Annotated in this window: 17 protein-coding genes; 8 read left to right on the forward strand and 9 right to left on the reverse strand. The window is 71.7% G+C overall.

Features of this window, described 5'->3' with window-relative positions; genetic code table 11:
* Nucleotides 1–3 precede the first annotated feature (3 nt).
* Nucleotides 4–1,239 (reverse strand): threonine/serine exporter family protein, encoded by a 1,236-nt coding sequence (locus tag ACFUO4_RS15245; RefSeq protein WP_383484382.1) that lies wholly within the window; start codon nt 1,237–1,239, stop codon nt 4–6.
* A gap of 457 nt (nt 1,240–1,696) precedes the next feature.
* Here ACFUO4_RS15245 and ACFUO4_RS15250 point away from each other — a divergent pair, with 457 nt between their 5' ends.
* Genes ACFUO4_RS15250 through ACFUO4_RS15260 form a run of 3 tightly spaced genes read left to right on the forward strand, consistent with a single transcriptional unit; the run spans nt 1,697 to nt 4,976 of the window.
* Complete coding sequence (locus ACFUO4_RS15250; RefSeq protein WP_383484385.1) at nt 1,697–3,178, forward strand: APC family permease; 1,482 nt, start codon at nt 1,697–1,699, stop codon at nt 3,176–3,178.
* Entirely contained in the window at nt 3,175–3,618 is a 444-nt protein-coding gene (locus ACFUO4_RS15255; RefSeq protein WP_383484388.1) for a hypothetical protein, read from the forward strand. The genes ACFUO4_RS15250 and ACFUO4_RS15255 overlap by 4 nt, the downstream gene beginning before the upstream one ends.
* Complete coding sequence (locus tag ACFUO4_RS15260) at nt 3,615–4,976, forward strand: dipeptidase (RefSeq protein ID WP_383484391.1); 1,362 nt, start codon at nt 3,615–3,617, stop codon at nt 4,974–4,976. The genes ACFUO4_RS15255 and ACFUO4_RS15260 overlap by 4 nt, the downstream gene beginning before the upstream one ends.
* Before the next feature lie 25 nt (nt 4,977–5,001).
* On the opposite strand, the gene ACFUO4_RS15265 is transcribed toward ACFUO4_RS15260, so the two are convergent.
* The 4 genes from ACFUO4_RS15265 to ACFUO4_RS15280 form a co-directional block, all read right to left on the reverse strand.
* On the reverse strand, nt 5,002–5,346 hold the full coding sequence (locus ACFUO4_RS15265; RefSeq protein ID WP_383484394.1) for a MazG-like family protein: 345 nt from the start codon (nt 5,344–5,346) through the stop codon (nt 5,002–5,004).
* Between the two features lie 28 nt (nt 5,347–5,374).
* Nucleotides 5,375–6,013, reverse strand: coding sequence for a DUF305 domain-containing protein (locus ACFUO4_RS15270; RefSeq protein ID WP_383484396.1), 639 nt, complete (start codon nt 6,011–6,013; stop codon nt 5,375–5,377).
* A 77-nt stretch (nt 6,014–6,090) separates the two neighbouring features.
* Nucleotides 6,091–6,495 carry a DUF6153 family protein gene (locus ACFUO4_RS15275; protein WP_383484399.1) on the reverse strand — a complete coding sequence of 135 codons (405 nt, stop codon included), beginning with the start codon at nt 6,493–6,495 and terminating at the stop codon, nt 6,091–6,093.
* A 76-nt stretch (nt 6,496–6,571) separates the two neighbouring features.
* The gene (locus ACFUO4_RS15280; protein ID WP_383484402.1) at nt 6,572–7,141 is read right to left on the reverse strand and encodes a DoxX family protein; all 570 of its coding nucleotides are present in this window, start codon (nt 7,139–7,141) and stop codon (nt 6,572–6,574) included.
* Nucleotides 7,142–7,282: 141 nt separating this feature from the next.
* Between ACFUO4_RS15280 and ACFUO4_RS15285 the strand changes: the two genes are divergently transcribed.
* Nucleotides 7,283–7,609 (forward strand): hypothetical protein, encoded by a 327-nt coding sequence (locus ACFUO4_RS15285; RefSeq protein ID WP_079306418.1) that lies wholly within the window; start codon nt 7,283–7,285, stop codon nt 7,607–7,609.
* A 24-nt stretch (nt 7,610–7,633) separates the two neighbouring features.
* Here ACFUO4_RS15285 and ACFUO4_RS15290 read toward each other — a convergent pair whose 3' ends face one another.
* From ACFUO4_RS15290 to ACFUO4_RS15300, 3 genes are all read right to left on the reverse strand, one after another.
* The gene (locus tag ACFUO4_RS15290) at nt 7,634–8,344 is read right to left on the reverse strand and encodes an ABC transporter ATP-binding protein (protein ID WP_383484405.1); all 711 of its coding nucleotides are present in this window, start codon (nt 8,342–8,344) and stop codon (nt 7,634–7,636) included.
* Nucleotides 8,345–8,394: 50 nt separating this feature from the next.
* Nucleotides 8,395–9,858 (reverse strand): ABC transporter permease, encoded by a 1,464-nt coding sequence (locus ACFUO4_RS15295; RefSeq protein ID WP_383484408.1) that lies wholly within the window; start codon nt 9,856–9,858, stop codon nt 8,395–8,397.
* A 404-nt stretch (nt 9,859–10,262) separates the two neighbouring features.
* Nucleotides 10,263–11,021 carry an SDR family oxidoreductase gene (locus tag ACFUO4_RS15300; RefSeq protein WP_383484411.1) on the reverse strand — a complete coding sequence of 253 codons (759 nt, stop codon included), beginning with the start codon at nt 11,019–11,021 and terminating at the stop codon, nt 10,263–10,265.
* A gap of 132 nt (nt 11,022–11,153) precedes the next feature.
* On the opposite strand from ACFUO4_RS15300, the gene ACFUO4_RS15305 reads away from it, so the two are divergent.
* Nucleotides 11,154–12,797, forward strand: coding sequence for an alkaline phosphatase (locus ACFUO4_RS15305; RefSeq protein WP_079306426.1), 1,644 nt, complete (start codon nt 11,154–11,156; stop codon nt 12,795–12,797).
* Here the strand turns inward: ACFUO4_RS15305 and ACFUO4_RS15310 are convergent.
* Nucleotides 12,784–13,806, reverse strand: a complete 1,023-nt coding sequence (locus ACFUO4_RS15310; protein WP_079306428.1) for a Gfo/Idh/MocA family protein — start codon at nt 13,804–13,806, stop codon at nt 12,784–12,786. The genes ACFUO4_RS15305 and ACFUO4_RS15310 overlap by 14 nt on opposite strands.
* Before the next feature lie 113 nt (nt 13,807–13,919).
* On the opposite strand from ACFUO4_RS15310, the gene ACFUO4_RS15315 reads away from it, so the two are divergent.
* From ACFUO4_RS15315 to ACFUO4_RS15325, 3 genes are read left to right on the forward strand one after another with little or no spacing between them, the layout of a single operon-like run.
* Nucleotides 13,920–15,215, forward strand: a complete 1,296-nt coding sequence (locus tag ACFUO4_RS15315; RefSeq protein ID WP_383484415.1) for a multidrug effflux MFS transporter — start codon at nt 13,920–13,922, stop codon at nt 15,213–15,215.
* Nucleotides 15,167–16,342, forward strand: a complete 1,176-nt coding sequence (locus ACFUO4_RS15320; protein ID WP_383484417.1) for a serine hydrolase domain-containing protein — start codon at nt 15,167–15,169, stop codon at nt 16,340–16,342. Before ACFUO4_RS15315 ends, ACFUO4_RS15320 begins: the two co-directional genes overlap by 49 nt.
* 38 nt (nt 16,343–16,380) lie before the next feature.
* The gene (locus ACFUO4_RS15325; RefSeq protein WP_383484419.1) at nt 16,381–17,376 is read left to right on the forward strand and encodes a small ribosomal subunit Rsm22 family protein; all 996 of its coding nucleotides are present in this window, start codon (nt 16,381–16,383) and stop codon (nt 17,374–17,376) included.
* Nucleotides 17,377–17,379: the final 3 nt, after the last annotated feature.

Here is a 17,379-nt window from a genome sequence, read left to right on the forward strand (position 1 = left end):
CCGTCACTCGCGGCGCACGAGCGTCGCGCCGACCACCATTCCCACCGCGATCGCCATTACGATCGTCACCAGCTTCAGCAGATCCTGGAAGCCCTCGATGACGTAGCCGCCCGCCAGTGTCGTCAGCCCCCGCATGCCCAGGGAACCCACGGTCAGCGTGAAGAACCCGGGCAGCAGGAGGACCAGCCGGGGCGGCCGCCGCGGGGCCCGGGCCAGCACCGTGGCCGTCGCCGACAGCACCACCGCGGCCACGAACGTACCGCCCGTCTCCCCGATCAGCTTGGTGACCAGCGACTGCACCGCGACCGTCAGGTACACCAGGGCCAGCAGCGGCCAGAAAAGGCGGTACGGCACCGCGAACGCGAGCACCGTGCCGACGGTGAACACGATCCACGACAGGAACAGCGCCCAGCGCGGCAGATCGGCCTCCGCGGCGACGTCGAAGAGGGCACGGGTCGAGGCGCCCGTCGCGTACACGCCCAGCAGGACGCCCAGATACAACTGCACCAGCAGGAACACCGAGTTGACCAGGCGGATCGCGCCGGTCGTCATCCGCCCGGCGGCCAGCTCGGCCGTCGCCGCGCTCAGGTAGTCGCCGGGGACGAAGTAGAAGAGCGCCGGGAGCATCAGCAGGACCGGACCGCCGTGGGACGGGGAGCGGGCGAACACCTCGATAGTGACGATCGAGATCACCGTGGCGGCGACCAGCGGCAGGATCGCCGCGAGGCGCGGCACTCGGTCCGCGACGACCGCCAGAGTCGCCGCGATCGTGCCGAGCACCGCCGTGCTCGCCACCTCGTACGAGGTCGACTGCATCAGCGGCGCGAACCCCAGCGCGAACAGCACGATGCCGATCAGCTTCGCCCACCAGGGATACGGCGGCCCGGACTCCTCGATCGCCGCCAGCCGCGCGCTCGCCCGCGTGATGTCGGTACGACCGGCCCGCACGTCCGCCAGTAGCGGTTTCAGCGCGGTGACCTGGTCCAGCCGGAAGACCTCCGGAACGCCACGCGCGATGACGGTCCGCGCGGCGCCGTCCCCGGCGGTGACCGTGAGCGTTGCCGCGTCCGGGACGAGGAGCAGCGACGCCTCACCGCCCAGCGCCCGGGCCGTCGTCGTCACCGTCTCCTCGATGCCCTCCGCGCCCTCGCCGCTGGTGTTCAGCAGCAGCCGGGTCAGCCGGGTGAGGAAACCGGCGAGCTCGTCGAGGTCCGGGGCGACCGCACGGGACGACTCCACCCAGCTCCTCAAGGACTCCGACGTGGGCCCGGGGCGACCGCACGCGATGTCTCCACCCAGGCCTCCTCAGGGACTGCGATGCGGGCGTGGGGTGACCGCACGGGATGACTCCACCCAGGCCTCCTCAAGGACTCCGACGCGGGCCCAGGGTGACCGCACGGGACGACTCCACCCAGGCCTCCTCAGGGACTCCGACGTGGGCCCGGGGCGACCGCACGCCACGACTCCACCCACGGCCTCCTCAAGTACCCCGACGCGATCGACGCCCCTCCCGCACGAGCCCCTCCAGCCTCCCGTTCCGCCGACCGGAACGGCCAGGCGGGTGGGCCGTACGGGCGATGCCGGCGAGAGGAGGAGCGCCACCCTGCGTCACCCCTACGGCCTAAGCCGTCATGCGGGCACCTCGGAAGCGCCCGAGGCTGGCAGCACCCCAACTGCCCAGCCCCGGGAGGGCTTCATGGCATCGATGGACGTGCCCGCCGACCTGCCGGAGCGGACGCAGACGGCGCCGCAGGCGCAGGCGGCCGTGACGGCCACTCCCGCCCCCGTTCTCACCTGGGTGACCCTCGCGCTGATGACCACCGCCTCGGTGGCCAGCCTGCGTGCCGCCCCGACGATGGCCGTGTACGGGCTCGCCTGTGTGTTCCTCTACCTCGTCCCGGCGATCGTGTTCCTGCTGCCCACCGCGCTGGTGTCGGCGGAGCTCGCGTCCGGGTGGAACGGCGGCGTCTACCGGTGGGTGAGCGAAGGGCTGAGCAAGCCGCTCGGCTTTCTCGCCGTGTGGTGCCAGTTCGCGATGACGATCTTCTACTATCCGAGCCTGCTCGCGTTCGTCGCCAGCACCATTGCGTACGTCATCGACCCCTCCCTCGCCTCCAACGGCCTCTACACCGCCATCGTCATCATGGTCCTGTACTGGACGGGCGTGTGGGTGTCCTCGCGGGGGACCAAGGCCCTTGCCGGGCTGTCCAGTTGGGGGCTCATCATCGGAACGCTGGTGCCCGGCACGATTCTCGTCGTGCTCGGCATCGTGTTCCTCGGGCAGGGCAACCCGTCCGCCGCGCCGATGACCGCCGACCACCTGCTGCCGCAGTGGACCGGCCTCGCCAGCCTGGTCCTCATCGTCAACAACTTCCTGTCCTACTCCGGCATGGAGATGAACGCCGTCCACGTCTCGTCGCTGAAGGACCCGGCCAAGGAGTACCCCAAGTCGATGTTCCTGGCGATGGGGTTGGTGCTGCTCATCTTCATCCTCCCCGCGCTGGCCATCAGTTGGGTCGTGCCGGCCGACCAGACCAGCCTCACCGCCGGTGTGATGCAGGCCTTCAACGCCTTCTTCTCCTACTTCCACATCGGCTGGATGACCCCGATCGCCGCCGTGATGCTGGTGGCCGCCTCCCTCGGCGGCATGCTCACCTGGCTCGCCGGCCCGTCCAAGGGTCTGCTGGAGATCTCCCGCAGCGAGGGCTATCTGCCGCCTTACCTCCAGAAGCTCAACAAGTACGGCATCCAGCAGAACATCCTGGTCACCCAGGGCCTCGTCACCACCGTCATCGCCCTGATGTACGCGCTGATCCCGAACGTCTCCAGCGTCTACTGGATCTTCTCGACGATCACCACGCAGGTGTACCTCATCGTGTACCTGCTGATGTTCGCCGCCGCCGTCCGCCTGCGGAAGACCCAGCCCGATCACCCCCGTGGCTACCGCGTCCCCGCCCTGCATCTGATCTGCACGGTCGGCCTGCTCTCCTCCCTCGCGGCGCTCGCGATCGGCTTCGTGCCGCCCTCGCAGTTCGGCGGCAGCAGCGTCCTGTCGTACGTCCTGTTCATCGGCGGCGGTCTGGTCGTCCTCGGCCTGCTCATCCCGTACGCCTTCCTCAAGTTCCGCAAGCCCGGCTGGCGTTCGGAGGAAGCGGCCACCGAGGGGAGTGCATCATGAGTCCCACCCGGTTCGCCTCCGAACACAAGTGGGTCTACGTCGGAGCGATCGTCCTCCTCGTCGCCCTCGCGATCATCGGCGTCATCCAGTACGAGAGCGTGAAGTCCACCAACGAGGCGGCGGAGAAGGCCAACAAGCTCGCCGACGCCGCCGAGGACGCCGGCTATCCGCGCCCCGACACCGAGGTGATCCAGCGGGCGCTGGGCACCGACGGCGGCATCGTCTGCGAGGACCCCGCGACCGCCCTGCGGTCCGCCCTGTGGAAGATCAACGTCTCCAACGGGGCCGCGTTCGTGGGCCAGCGACCGGTCATCGGCGACACCAAGGCGCTGCGGGCGGAGGCCAAGATCCTGGAGATCTACTGCCCGGACAAGCTCGACAAGTTCAAGGACCGGCTCGACGACCTGAAGACCGACGACACGGTGAGGCGGGACGCATGACGACCACGACCGAACTGGCCGCCACCATCGCCGCGTTGATGCCCCGCGCGAAGCAGGACCTCACCGACCTCGTCGCCATCCCGTCGGTCGCCGACCCCCGCCAGTACCCGCCCGAGGAGTGCCACAAGGCCGCCCGGTGGGTCGCCGACGCCTTCGCCGAGGCCGGGCTGCGCGACGTCCACCTCGCCGAGACCCCCGACGGCAGCCACGCCGTCATCGGGCACCGCCCGCCCCCGCCCGGCGCCCCCACGGTCCTGCTCTACTGCCACTACGACGTCCAGCCCCCGCTCGACGACGACGCCTGGACCACCCCGCCCTTCGCGCTCACCGAACGCGACGGCCGCTGGTACGGGCGCGGCACCGCCGACTGCAAGGGCAACATCGTCATGCACCTCACCGCGCTCCGGGCGCTCGGCGAGGACATCCCGGTGGGCCTGAAGTTCGTCGCGGAGGGCTCGGAGGAGCAGGGCACGGGCGGCCTGGAGGCGTACGTCGCCCAGCACCCGGAGCTGTTCCTCGCCGACGCCCTGCTGGTGTGCGACACCGGCAACGCCGAGGTCGGCACCGGCACCGCCACCATCACGCTGCGCGGCCTCGCCAACCTCGTCGTCACCGTCGAGACCCTCGACGGGGAGGTCCACTCGGGCATGTTCGGCGGCCCGGCCCCCGACGCCCTCGCCGCCCTCATCCAGATGCTGGCCACGCTCCGCGACCCCGCGACGGGCGCCACCCGCATCAACGGCCTCGACTGCGACGGCACTTGGGACGGCGTCGGCTACGACGAGGCCCAGTTCCGCGCCGACGCCGGCGTCCTGGACAGCGTCCGGCTCACCGGCACCGGCACGGTCGCCGACCGCCTCTGGGCCCGCCCGGCCGTCACCGTGCTCGGCGTCGACTGCCCGCCGGTCGTCGGCTCCGCCGCCGCCGTGCCGCCGACCGCCCGCGCCCGCGTCAGCCTGCGCGTGCCGCCCGGCACCGACGCCAAGGCCGCGCTCAAGGCCCTCACCCAGCACCTCACGGACGCGGCGCCCTGGGGCACCCGGGTAACGGTCGAGACCGAGGGCACCGGCTCCCCGTTCCGGGCCGCCACCGACGGCCCCGCCTACACGGCCCTCGGCAAGGCGATGCAGCAGGTCTACGGCAAACCCCTCGCCTTCCTCGGCCAGGGCGGCTCGATCCCGCTGTGCAACGTCCTCGCCACCACCTACCCCCGCGCCGAGATCGTCCTCATGGGTGTCGAGGAGCCGCGCTGCCTCATCCACGCGCCCAACGAGAGCGTCGACCCGTCGGAGATCGAGCACATGGCACACGTGGAGGCCCTGTTCCTGCAGGAGTACGCGGCCGCGCACGGTCGTTGAGAAGGCCGGGCGCCCCCAGCGGGTCCTAGCGGGGGCCCAGCGACCTTTCCCGCACCCGCTCCAGATGCCCGGCGAAGACCTCACGGGCGTCCGGCGTCAGAGTGCGCAGGGCGATCAAGGCGGTGATCACGACATCGCACAACTCGCTCTCGACGTCCTCCCAGGTATGGGAGTTGCCCTTGCGCGGGTTGCGGTTCATCGCCCCGATCACCGCCTCGGCCACCTCGCCGACCTCCTCCGACAGCTTCAACACCCGCAGGAGGAGGCTCTGTCGCCCGTCCGAGGAAGGCTCGTCGGACGGGCGGTGCGAGTCGAGCCACGCCCACAAGTCGTCGATGCCCGACCAGATGCCGGGGTCCTGATCACTCATGGACGCAGCTTGGCACGCTCGACAGGAGCTAGCCGAGGAGCTTGTTCATCTCCTCGATCTCCGCGGTCTGCCCGGTGACGATGTCGTCGGCCATGGCGGTGGCGGGCTCGTAGGCGCCCTTCGCCTTCTCGGTCCTGGCCATCGCGACCGCGCCCTCGTGGTGCTCGACCATCATGGTCAGGAACATCGTGTCGAAGGCCTCGCCGGACGCCTTCTCCAGCTTCGCCATGTCCGCGTCGCCCATCATGCCGGGCATCCCGGCGTCCGCACCGTGGTCCATGCCCGGCATCGACTCCGCCGACCCGGTCGCGGCCGGGACGTCCTCGCCCCACGCCTTCAGCCAGCCGGACATGGTCTCGATCTCCGGGTCCTGCGCCTTCTCGATGCGCGCCGCGAGGTCCTTGACGTCCGCGGACGAGGCCCGGTCGGCGGCGAGTTCGGCCATCTCCAGCGCCTGCCGGTGATGCGGGATCATGCCCTGCGCGAAGGAGACGTCCTGCGCGTTGTGGCCGGCGGACGCGGACGCCGACGTGGAGGGGGAGGCGGACGTGCCGTGGCCGGCGGCCGCGTGACCGCTGTCGTCGCCCCCGCACGCGGTGAGGACGAGGGCGGCGGTGACGGTCGCCACGGCCAGAACGGCAGCGCGACGCGTACGGATGGTGCTCATACTGGAACTCCTGCTGGATGAAGGGGATCTGGACTCCGGGCATGCCGAGGCGCACGACGTGCGCACGGCAGCCGTGTCTAGATCCGCAGGAGTTGGAGTTCCGCCAGGGACGGGGGAGCGCGGGCCCCGTCCGGGTCCGCGACCGCACACGCCCGCAGTACGTCGTCCCGTACGACGCCGACGACCGGGTCGGCCACCAAAGCGGGCAGCGCCGGGCCCCCGCTCACCGCGGCCGCGGAACAGGCCGCGTCGGCATGCGTCACATGCCCGGAGCCGCAGTGGCCCTCGCCACCGCAGTCGTCGTGGGCCGCCGACACGGAGACGACGCCGGCCATCGGGGAGGAGTGCGGATGATCGCCCGGGAGGGCCATGCCGGGGGCCAGGGCGTGCATCGCCATGACCCCGGCCAGCACCGCCAGCACGAGCAGCCCCCGCCACCGCCGCAGGGGCGGTCGTACGCGGAGGCGCTCGGGACGGTTCACGGGGCACAGCCTAGGGGCACGGGGGAGGGCAGTTCCGGGTGGGGCGGTCAGAGGTGAGGCGGGTCACTCCTCGGCCTCACTCCTCCCCGAACAGCGCCTCCTGCTCGTCGAACCCCTCCGCCGCCTCCTCCTTCTTCCCGTCCCGCACCCGCCGGTTCCGAGCCCCCACGACCACCGCCGTCAGCGCGGCGGTCGCCGCCAACGCCGTGGGGACCATCCAGCCGCGGTCGAACACGTGCCCGACCGCATGGTCGAGGGAGAGGCGCCCGGGACCCGCGACGGCGAGACCCGTGGCCGCCAGGCCCAGGGTCGCCGCGTACTCGAAGCCGCCCTCGGCGTTGAAGAAGCCGTTGGGGGTGTGCACGGCGGACGCCCCCGCCATCGCACCGGCCGCCGCCGCGCCCGCGGCCGGCGTCGCCAGGCCCAGCGCCAGCAGCGTCCCGCCACCGGCCTCGGCGAGGCCCGCCGCGGTCGCGCTGGCCTTGCCCGGCGCGTAGCCGACGGACTCCATGAACTGGCCGGTTCCCTCCAGGCCATGGCCGCCGAACCAGCCGAACAGCTTCTGCGCGCCGTGCGCGGCCAGCACACCCCCGGTTCCCAGGCGGAGCAGCAGCAGGCCCAGATCACGTCGGTCGTACGTCGTCACGATGACTCCCGGAGAAGATGGAGAAGACGGCAAGAACAGCCCCTCCCGCGTTTCCACCGTCGCACCCCTGACACCTCCCGGGGCCGCCCAGGGCCGCCGTTCGGGTGGCGGGCCCGGAACGGTGGTGTGAGTCTGACTGACATGACGATTCAGACGTCCAAACTCAGCGACCCGGCCGTCCGCGCCTTCGTCGGTGCCGTCAACGCGCACGACCGCGACGGGTTCATGGCCCTCCTCGCCCCCGGCGCGACCATGTCGGACGACGGTTCCGACCGCGACCTCACCGACTGGATCGACCGGGAGATCTTCACCTCGCACGGCCACATGGAGGTCGACAACGAGTCCCGCGGCGGCCGCGACCTCATCGCCCGCTACAGCAACGACACGTGGGGCGAGATGCGCACCAAGTGGCACTTCGAGGTCGAGGACGACGGCAAGATCTCCCGCTTCGAGACCGGCCAGGCGTGAACCACCGGCAGTGAGCCCGCGCTTCTAGTACTGCGCGTACGACTGCTGTCGCTGCTGCCCCCGTTGCTCGGTCAGGGTGATCTGCCCGGCCTTGATCGTCGCCAGCCGAGGTGCCCGCCGTGCGATCGACGAGTCATGGGTGACCATCACGAACGTCAACCCGTACTCGTGCCACAGCCCTTCCAGCAACGCCATGATCTCGTCCCGCATCGACTCGTCGAGGTTGCCGGTCGGCTCGTCGGCGAGCAGCACCTTCGGCTTCTTGACCAGGGCCCGCGCGATGGCCACGCGCTGCTGCTGCCCACCGGACAGCTCGGCGGGGGCGTGTCCCAGCCGCTCACCCAGCCCCACGGACCGCAACGCCTCCGCGGCCCGCTCACGGCGTTCGGCGGGCTTGACGCCGAGCGGCACCAGCGCCGTCTCCACGTTCTCCTGCGCGGTCAGCGTCGGGATGAGGTTGAACGACTGGAAGATGATGCCGATCTTCTCCGCCCGCAGCCGGGTCAGTCTGGCCTCGCTGATCTTCGCCAGGTCGACGCCGTCCAACTCGACGCTGCCCTCGGTGGGGCGGTCCAGTCCGCCGATCATCTGGAGCAGTGTGGACTTGCCGCCGCCGGTCGGGCCCTGGATGACCAGCTGGTCGCCGTCCTCGATGGTCAGGTCGACGCCGCGCAGCGCCTCGACCGTCTCCTTGCCGCGCGTGTAGCGCTTCGTGACGCCCGTGAGTCTGTACATGTGAACTCCGTAGAGAGGAAGAGTGGGGTGGTGCGACAGCGCGGGCGCCGTCAGGACACGCTGCGCAGCGCGTCCGCCGGCCGCATGCGCGAGGCCCGCCAGCCGCCCATCGCGCCGGCGATCAGACCGCCGGTCACCGCGAGGCCGACCGCGAGGGCGATGGTGGTCGGCGAGACGGGCGCGGAGAGCGCGATCTCCATGGTGTTCTGCGCGGACTGCTGCCCGGGGCCACCGCCGCCGGGGCCGCCGCCCATGCCACCACCACCGGTGTTGCCGAGCTGTGCGGTCAGCTTCGGGCTGATCGCGGTCACGGTGTAGGCCGCCGCGAGGCCCAGGCCGATGCCGAGGGCGCCGCCGAGCAGACCGTTGACCATCGATTCGCCGACGACCTGCCGGGTGACCCGGCGGCTCGGCCAGCCCAGCGCCTTCAGGGTGCCGAACTCGCGCACGCGCCGGGACACGGCGGACGAGGTGAGCAGCGCGGCGACCAGGAAGGCCGCGGCGAGCACCGCGATCGACAGCCACTTGCCGACGCTGGTGGCGAGGTCGGAGGCGGTGGAGAGGGAGCCGGAGACGGTGTCGGCGAGGTCGGCGGAGGTCGTCACCGTCGTACCGGAGATGTTCTTCTGGATGGTCGCCTTGACGGCGTCGATCTGCTTCGAGTCGGTCGCCTTGACGTAGATCGTGGTGACCTGGTTCTTGGCGTCGGCGAGCGTCTGGGCCTGCTTCAGCGGCAGGTAGACGTCGGTGGTGGACTCGCTGCTGGAGGCCGTGGCGATGCCGATGACCGTGTACTTGGTGCCGGAGATCTTCAGGGTCTTGCCGATCTTGTACTTGTTCTCCTTGGCGTACGACTTGCTGAGCACCGCGACCTTCGCGTTGGTCTGCGCCGCCGTGAACGTCTTGCCGGAGGTGATCTCCATGCCCGCCAGCGGGCCGAGGGTCTGGTCCGTGACGTCCACGCCGGCGACCGAGTAGGAGTTGACGTCGAACGAGGCGCCGCCGCCCTGCACCTGGGGCGCCGCCGTGCTGTTGCCGCCGCCACCGGGGCCGCCCTGGTCCTGCGACTGGCTGTTCCCGGTCGTGGACTGCGCCTTGCCCTGGGTGAAGGAGCCGTTGACCTTGGTGACGTTGAGGGTGAGGGCGCCGACGGCGTTCGCGACACCGTCCTGCCCGGCCACCTTCGCGACGAGCGCGGCCTTGAGGGCCTGGCCGCCCTGGGTCATCACCCGGTCGGAACTCTGCTCCTCGTCACTGTCGTTCGACTTGGCGTCGAACTCGAAGTTCGGTCTGCCGGAGCTGTTGCCGGTGGGCGCCGACCGGGCCTTGGTGACGGTCATGTCGGTGCCGAGGCCGTACAGCGACTTCAGGACCTTGTCCTGAGCCTGCGTCATGCCGGCCGACACCGAGTTGACGGTGATGACCAGCGCGATACCGAGCGCCAGACCCAGTGCGATGACCAGGGCCGCCTTCTTGCGCCGGCCCAGCTCGCGCTTGAGATAGATGCCAAACATCCCGTTCCTCGAGGTTCGTGGCGCCCGCGTGGTGGGCGCGGCCTCAAGTTAGGGACGAAAGGTTGAGCGGCCGTGAGGAAGCGATGTGCGCTGCCTGAGAGGCGATGTGCGGGAGCTGAGAATCCGCGCCGCCGGCCCGAAGCGCACGGCAGCCGTCGCCCCGAACTGCACGGCAGCCGTTCCACCCGCCGGTGTGCACCCCGCGGTCCCACGCGGAGCCCACCCCCAACCGGCGTGGTGGAACGGCTGCCGTCTCCCCCCTCGGTGTGGCCGGAATGCCTCCACTCCAACTGTGAAGCTCTTGTGGAGAGGAATTGAGCATAAGTCCGCGACCGGCCGTGATGGTGCGGAGTGAACGATTCCGGTTGTGCAAATTGTCAGTCGGCGATGGCGGTGGGTGAGGCTCAGCCGCGCCCCACGTACGGCATGGCCGTCGCCAGTACCGTCGCGAACTGCACGTTCGCCGCGAGCGGCAGCTCCGCCATGTGCCGCACGGTGCGCGCCACGTCGGCGACGTCCATCACGGGCTCGGGCGCGATCTCGCCGTTGGCCTGCAACGCACCCGTCTGCATGCGTGCCGTCATGTCGGTGGCCGCGTTGCCGATGTCGATCTGCCCGACCGCGATGCCGTACGGCCGCCCGTCCAGGGACAGCGACTTGGTGAGGCCGGTCAGCGCGTGCTTGGTCGCCGTGTAGGCGACGGAGTGCGGGCGCGGGGTGTGGGCGGAGATCGACCCGTTGTTGATGATCCGGCCGCCCTGCGGGTCCTGCTCCTTCATCTGCCGGTACGCCGCCTGCGCGCACAGGAACGCCCCGTTGAGATTGGTGTCGACGACGTGCCGCCAGGCGTCGTACGGCAGCTCCTCGACCGGCACGCCACCGGGCCCGAACGTACCCGCGTTGTTGAACAGCAGGTCCACCCGCCCGAACCGGTCCACGGTCGCCGCGAACAGCGCGGCCACCTCGTCGGGACGTGAGACATCCGTCCGTACGGCGAGACTGGGGCCCTCGGGCGCGAGCGCAGCGGTCTCCTGGAGCGTCTCGGTGTGCCGTCCCGCCAGCGCCACCGACCAGCCCGTACGCAGCAGTTCCACGGCGACCGCGCGGCCGATGCCGGAGCCCGCTCCGGTCACAACGGCGATCCTCACATTTTTGGTGTCCATGAGCGCGCAGCGTAGGTGAGCCTCCGCGATACGGAAGCCACTGTCCGCCATCCGGGTGCTGCCAGCCCCGTGACCGTGTGTCGCCGCCGGGCGCGCGCCCTTCCCCTCCCTCAACTGTGACGGGAGGAACGAATGACCATCACACCGGGCCGACCGGACGGGCGCAGCCGTGAACTGCGCGCCGCCGCCCGCCACATCGGCCGCCGCCGCTTCCTGGGCCTGACCACAGCGGCCGCCGCACTCGCCTTCGCCGTGGACCTGCCCGCCACCGGGACCGCGGCCGCCGCCGAGCTCGACGCGAAACGCATCACCGACTTTCCCTTCACCCTCGGCGTCGCCTCCGGGGACCCGCTGCCCGGCTCGGTCGTCCTGTGGACCCGGCTGGCGCCCACGCCCTACCAGGCCGACAGCGGCATGCCCGCCGAACGCGTCGACGTCGACTGGGAGATCGCCGAGGACGAGACGTTCGCGACGGTCACCGCCAGGGGCACGGCCGTCGCTCATCCGGAGTTCCACCACAGCGTGCACGTCGAGGCCGAGGGCCTGGCACCCGGCCGCGTCCACTACTACCGCTTCCGGGTCGGCGACTGGCTCAGCGAGACCGGCCGCACCCGCACCGCGCCCGCCGCCGACAGCGCGGTGTCCGCCATGACCCTGGCCGCCGTCTCCTGCCAGGCGTACCACGACGGCTACTTCACGGCCTACCGCCACCTCGCCGAGGACGACGTCGACCTGGTCCTCCACCTCGGCGACTACCTCTACGAGTACGCCGTCGACCCGGCGGGCGGCGCCCGCGGCTACACCGACCGGTCGCTTCCGGCCCTCTTCGACCACGAGACGGAGACGCTGGAGGACTACCGGCTGCGTTACTCCCTCTACAAGAGCGACCCGGACCTGCGGGCCGCGCACGCCAGGCACCCCTTCGTCGTCACCTTCGACGACCACGAGACCGAGAACAACTACGCCGGTGCCGTGCCCGAGAACGACGTTCCGGAAGAGCAGTTCCTGCTGCGCCGCGCCGCCGCCTACCGCGCCTACTGGGAGAACCAGCCGCTGCGCCTCGCCCAGCTGCCCGTCGGCCCCGACATGCAGCTCTACCGACGGCTCCAGTGGGGCCCGCTGGCCCAGTTCGACGTCCTCGACACCCGCCAGTACCGCTCCGACCAGGCCTACGGCGGCGCCAAGCACGTCCCCGGGCCCGAGTCGGAGGACCCTTCCCGCACGATGACCGGGGCGGCCCAGGAACGCTGGCTGCTGGACGGCTGGAGCACCTCGCAGGCCCTGTGGAACGTGGTGCCCCAGCAGGTCTGCTTCGCGCAGCGCCGACTGGACCTCAACCCGGTGGCCACGGTCTCCATGGACGCCTGGGACGGCTACCCGGCCGCCCGCCGCCGCATCCTCGACGGCGTCAAGGCGGCCGGGATCCAGAACCTGATGGTGCTCACCGGCGACCTCCACCGCGGGTACGCCTTCGACCTCAAGGACGACTTCGACGACCCCTACTCCCGCACCCTCGGTACCGAGGTCGTCGCCACCTCGGTCAGCAGCGGCAAGGACGGCGAGGAGAGACCCGCGAACTGGACCACCTACCTGGCCGCCAACCCCCACCTGCAGTTCTACGACGGCCGGCGCGGCTACACGACCGTCACCCTCGACGGGGCCGGGGCCCGCGCCGACTTCAAGGTCCTGCCGTACGTCACCACGGCCGGGGCGCCCATCTCGACGGCCGCCTCCTTCGTGACGGAGGTGGGCAACCCCGGGTTCACGCCGGCCTGACGGCCTCCCCGGCGAGCTCTCCCGGGTAGCGGACGCCGACGCGGTCCCTGACCGCGTCGAGCGTCCGCATCACGGCCAGGGTCCCGTCGAGCGGGACGAGCGGTGACTCGGTCTCGCCGGCCCGCAGGGCCCGCATCACCTCGGCCGCCTCGTGCTTGAGGCTGTTGCGCGGACCGGCGGCCGCGTCCGCCTTGAACTCCTCGGGGTCACGGCCGTCGCGGTGCAGCACGAACCGGTCCGGGAAGAAGAACCCGTACGGCACGTCGATGCGGCCCTGGGAGCCGGTGACCGAGGCCGAGGTCGCCGTACCGCCGATGATGGAGCAGTGCACCGAAGCGAGAGCGCCGCTCTCGAAGGAGAGGAGCGCACCCGTCTGGAGATCGACCCCCTCGTCCGAGAGCACCGCTCTCGCCGCCACGTCGGACGGCTCCCCGAGCAGCAGCTGAGCGAACGACACCGGATACACGCCGAGGTCCAGGAGCGCGCCACCGCCCTGCGCGGGGTCGCGGAGCCGGTGCGAGGGCGGGAAGGGGCCGGCCAGCCCGAAGTCGGCCTGCACACTGCGCACCTCACCGATCGCGCCGTCGTCCACCAGCGCCTTCAGCTGCCGGATCAGCGGGTTGCAGTACATCCACATCGCTTCCATCAGGAAGCTCCCGCGCTCCCGCGCCAGCCCGACGAGCTCCTCCGCCTCGCGCGCGTTCAGCGTGAACGCCTTCTCGCACAGCACGTTCCGCCCGGCCTCCAGACACAGCCCGGCGGCGGCCCGGTGCGCCGAGTGCGGCGTGGCGACGTACACGACATCGATGTCCGCGTCCGCGGCCAGCGCGCCCCACTCCCCGTACGCCCGCTCGATCCCGAACCGCTCCGCGAACGCCCGGGCCGACTCCTCGCTGCGCGAGGCCACCGCCACGACCTCCGCGTCCGGCAGATCCACCAGATCCGCCGTGAACGCCGCCGCGATCCCGCCCGTCGCCAGAATGCCCCAGCGCACGCTTCTCTCCGCCATCCCGCTGCCCGCCCCTGCTCGCGTTGGTTCGCGTGACCCTCGCCACTGTGTACGAACTGAGAGCATAGGTGCCGGACCACGCGAGACATCGGGAGAGGGAGAGGGAGGGGCGCATGGCCGAACGCGGGGCATCGACACCGGACCTGAACCAGGCGGCCGTACCGGCGACGGAGGCGGCCGCCCCCGCTGTGCGCCGCACCGGACTGCTCGTCACCTTCATCCTCGGCGGGCTGACCGCGACGCCCCCGCTGGCGATGGACATGTATCTCCCCTCGCTCCCCGAGGTCACGACATCCCTGCACGCGCCCGCGGCGACCGTCCAGCTCACCCTCACCGCCTGCCTCGCCGGCATGGCCCTCGGGCAGCTGGTGGTCGGCCCGATGAGCGACCGCTGGGGCCGCCGCCGCCCGCTGCTCATCGGCCTGGCCGTCTACGTCCTCGCCACCGCCCTGTGCGCCCTCGCCCCGACCGTCGAGACGCTGGTCGCCTTCCGGCTGACCCAGGGCCTCGCCGGCGCGGCCGGGATAGTCATCGCCCGGGCCGTCGTACGCGACCTCTACGACGGCGACGCCATGGCCCGCTTCTTCTCCACCCTCATGCTCATCGGCGGCGTCGCCCCGATCGTGGCACCCCTCATCGGCGGCCAGATCCTGCGGGTGACCGACTGGCGGGGCGTGTTCGTCGTCCTCACGGTCATCGGGGCGCTGCTCGCCGGGCTGGTGTGGGCACGGCTCCCGGAGACCCTCCCGGTCGAGGTCCGGCACGTCGGCGGCGTCGGCGAGGCCCTGCGCTCGATGCGCGCCCTGCTCGCCGACCTGCCCTTCGCCGGTTACATGCTGACCGGCGGCTTCGCCTTCGCCGCGCTGTTCGCCTACATCTCGGCCTCGCCGTTCGTGGTCCAGGAGATCTACGGCGCCTCCCCGCAGACCTTCAGCCTGCTGTTCGGCGTCAACTCGGTGGGCCTGGTGGCCGTGGGCCAGATCAACGGCAAGCTGCTGGTCGGGCGGGTCAGCCTGGAGAAGGTGCTCGGCGCCGGCCTGCTGGTCGTCACGGCCGCCGCGGCCGCGCTGCTGCTGATGTCCCTCGGCGTCCTCGGCGAGATCGGCCTGGCCCCGGTGGCGGCGGCGCTCTTCGTCCTGATGTCGGCGATGGGCCTGACCCTCCCCAACGCCCAGTCCCTCGCCCTGCTGCGCATCAAGCACGCGGCGGGCTCCGCGTCCGCCCTGCTCGGCACGTCCTCCTTCCTCATCGGCGCGATCGCCTCCCCGCTGGTCGGGATCGCCGGGGAGGGAACCGCCGTCCCGATGGCCGTCGTCCAGTTGTCGGCGGCACTGGTAGCGCTTACCTGTTTCATGGCAATGTGCCGTCCTTGGAACAGACGTGCGAGTGCGGAGGGAGCGGAGAGCTGAGCGCGCCGAGACTGCGCAGCGACACACCGGAACGGGCCGGACTGGACCCCGAGGAACTGCGGTTCCTCGCCCAGGACGTCCACGACCTCACCACCGGCGAACGCCCCTGGGCCGCGGGCGCGGTCGTCATGGCCGGCCGGGGGCCGGTCGTCGCCGTGGCGGAGGCGGCGGGCTGGGCGGTCCGGTACGCGTCGTACGACCCGGAGGCGGACGCGGGCGTGGAGCTGCCGCGCCGGAGCCGGGTCCCGATGACGACGGACACGCCCTTCGACCTGGCCTCCCTCACCAAGCTGTTCACGGCGGTCGCGGCGATCCAGCAGATCGAGCGGGGCACGCTCGGCATCGACGCCAGGGTCGGCGCGTACCTCCCCGACTTCCGGGCGGCGGCCGCGCACGGCATCACCGTCCGCGAACTGCTCACCCACACCTCGGGCCTGCGCCCCGAACTCCCGCTGTACGACTACCCGGACGACACGGCCCGCCTCGCGGCCCTCCAGGCGGAGCCCCCGATCGGCGTGCCGGGCACCTACTGCTACTCCGACCTCAACCTCCTGCTCCTCCAGCACGTCCTGGAGCGCGTCAGCGGCCGCACCCTCGACGTCCTGATCCACGACGGGATCACGCGCCCCCTGGGCATGACGTCCACGACCTTCGGCCCCTGTCCCGGGGCGGCGGCGACGGAGGACCAGCGCCGGCCCTGGGCGAAGGCGGACCGGGGGATGCTGCGGGGTGTCGTCCACGACGAGAACGCGTGGGCGCTGGGCGGCGTGGCCGGCCACGCCGGCCTGTTCTCCACGGCCCACGACCTCGCGGTGTTCTGCCGCGCGATCCTGGCCGGCGGCTCGTACGGCCCGGCCCGCATCCTGGGCCCCGACTTCGTGGAACTCCTGCTGACCCCACCGGGCCTCGGCTTCGCCCTGGACCAGCCGTGGTTCATGGGCGAACTGGCGGGCAGAGGCGCCGCCGGCCACACCGGCTTCACGGGCACGTCCCTGGTCCTGGACCGCGCGACGGACACCTTCCTGGTCCTGCTGGCGAACACGGTCCACCCGAGACGCCGCCCGCCGGCGAACGGGCCGAGGGCGCGGGCGGCGACGCGGGTGGCACGGGCGGTGCGGGAGAAGTGACCTCATCGGGGCCGGGTCGGCAACCGTAGAATCACCGGGTGAACGCCCCCGTACCCCCGGCCGAAACCCTCCGCGCCACCCTCGCCGGCCTCCTCGACGGTCTCCCGCCCCGGCAGGCCGCCCAGGCCGTGGAGCGGCTGATCGCCACCTACCGCGGGGCCACCCCGACCGACGCCCCGATCCTCCGCGACCGCGCGGACGTCGCCGCGTACGCCGCCTACCGGATGCCCGCCACCTTCGAGGCCGTGCGGTCGGCCCTGGAGGAGTTCGCGGCGGCCGCCCCCGACTGGTCCCCGCACAGCCACGTCGACGTCGGCGGCGGCACCGGCGCCGCGACCTGGGCCGTCACCGCCACCTGGGACGGCACCCGCCCGGTCACCGTCCTCGACTGGGCCGAACCCGCACTGGCCCTGGGTCGCGAGATCGCCGGCGCCAACCCGGCGCTCGGCGAGGCGACATGGCAGCGCTCCCGTATCGGAGCGGCGCTCACCATCGAGAGCACCGACCTCGTCACCGTCTCCTACGTCCTCAACGAACTCACCCCCGCCGACCGCACCGCCCTCGTCGACGCCGCCGCGACCGCCGCGCAGGCCGTCGTGATCGTCGAGGCCGGCACCCCGGCCGGCTACGCCCGCGTCATCGAGGCCAGGGACCGGCTCATCGCCGCCGGCTTCCACATCGCCGCCCCCTGCCCGCACAGCGCCCGCTGCCCGATCGTCCCCGGCGAGGACTGGTGCCACTTCTCGGCCCGGGTCAGCCGCTCCTCCCTGCACCGCAAGGTCAAGGGCGGCTCCCTCGCCTACGAGGACGAGAAGTTCAGCTACGTCGCCGCCACCCGCTTCCCCGTCACCCCGGCCGCCGCCCGCGTCGTGCGCCGCCCCCAGATCCGCAAGGGCCAGGTCCTCCTCGACCTGTGCGAACCGGACGAGCGCCTGGTCCGCACGACGGTCACCAAACGCCACGGCGACCTGTACAAGGCGGCACGGGACGCGGACTGGGGCGACGCCTGGCCGCCGGACGCCGAGGAGGCGTGACGC

The organism is Streptomyces sp. NPDC057280 (genome assembly GCF_042668605.1).
GTDB lineage: Bacteria > Actinomycetota > Actinomycetes > Streptomycetales > Streptomycetaceae > Streptomyces.

Bases quoted from the DNA above. Each gene is read 5' to 3' on its own strand.
- ACFUO4_RS15305 (WP_079306426.1), top strand. From the start codon at position 11,154: ATGACCATCACACCGGGCCGACCGGACGGGCGCAGCCGTGAACTGCGC.
- ACFUO4_RS15295 (WP_383484408.1), bottom strand. From the start codon at position 9,858: ATGTTTGGCATCTATCTCAAGCGCGAGCTGGGCCGGCGCAAGAAGGCG.
- ACFUO4_RS15255 (WP_383484388.1), top strand. From the start codon at position 3,175: ATGAGTCCCACCCGGTTCGCCTCCGAACACAAGTGGGTCTACGTCGGA.
- ACFUO4_RS15315 (WP_383484415.1), top strand. From the start codon at position 13,920: ATGGCCGAACGCGGGGCATCGACACCGGACCTGAACCAGGCGGCCGTA.
- ACFUO4_RS15265 (WP_383484394.1), bottom strand. From the start codon at position 5,346: ATGAGTGATCAGGACCCCGGCATCTGGTCGGGCATCGACGACTTGTGG.
- ACFUO4_RS15270 (WP_383484396.1), bottom strand. From the start codon at position 6,013: ATGAGCACCATCCGTACGCGTCGCGCTGCCGTTCTGGCCGTGGCGACC.
- ACFUO4_RS15260 (WP_383484391.1), top strand. From the start codon at position 3,615: ATGACGACCACGACCGAACTGGCCGCCACCATCGCCGCGTTGATGCCC.
- ACFUO4_RS15285 (WP_079306418.1), top strand. From the start codon at position 7,283: ATGACGATTCAGACGTCCAAACTCAGCGACCCGGCCGTCCGCGCCTTC.
- ACFUO4_RS15290 (WP_383484405.1), bottom strand. From the start codon at position 8,344: ATGTACAGACTCACGGGCGTCACGAAGCGCTACACGCGCGGCAAGGAG.
- ACFUO4_RS15300 (WP_383484411.1), bottom strand. From the start codon at position 11,021: ATGGACACCAAAAATGTGAGGATCGCCGTTGTGACCGGAGCGGGCTCC.
- ACFUO4_RS15250 (WP_383484385.1), top strand. From the start codon at position 1,697: ATGGCATCGATGGACGTGCCCGCCGACCTGCCGGAGCGGACGCAGACG.
- ACFUO4_RS15310 (WP_079306428.1), bottom strand. From the start codon at position 13,806: ATGGCGGAGAGAAGCGTGCGCTGGGGCATTCTGGCGACGGGCGGGATC.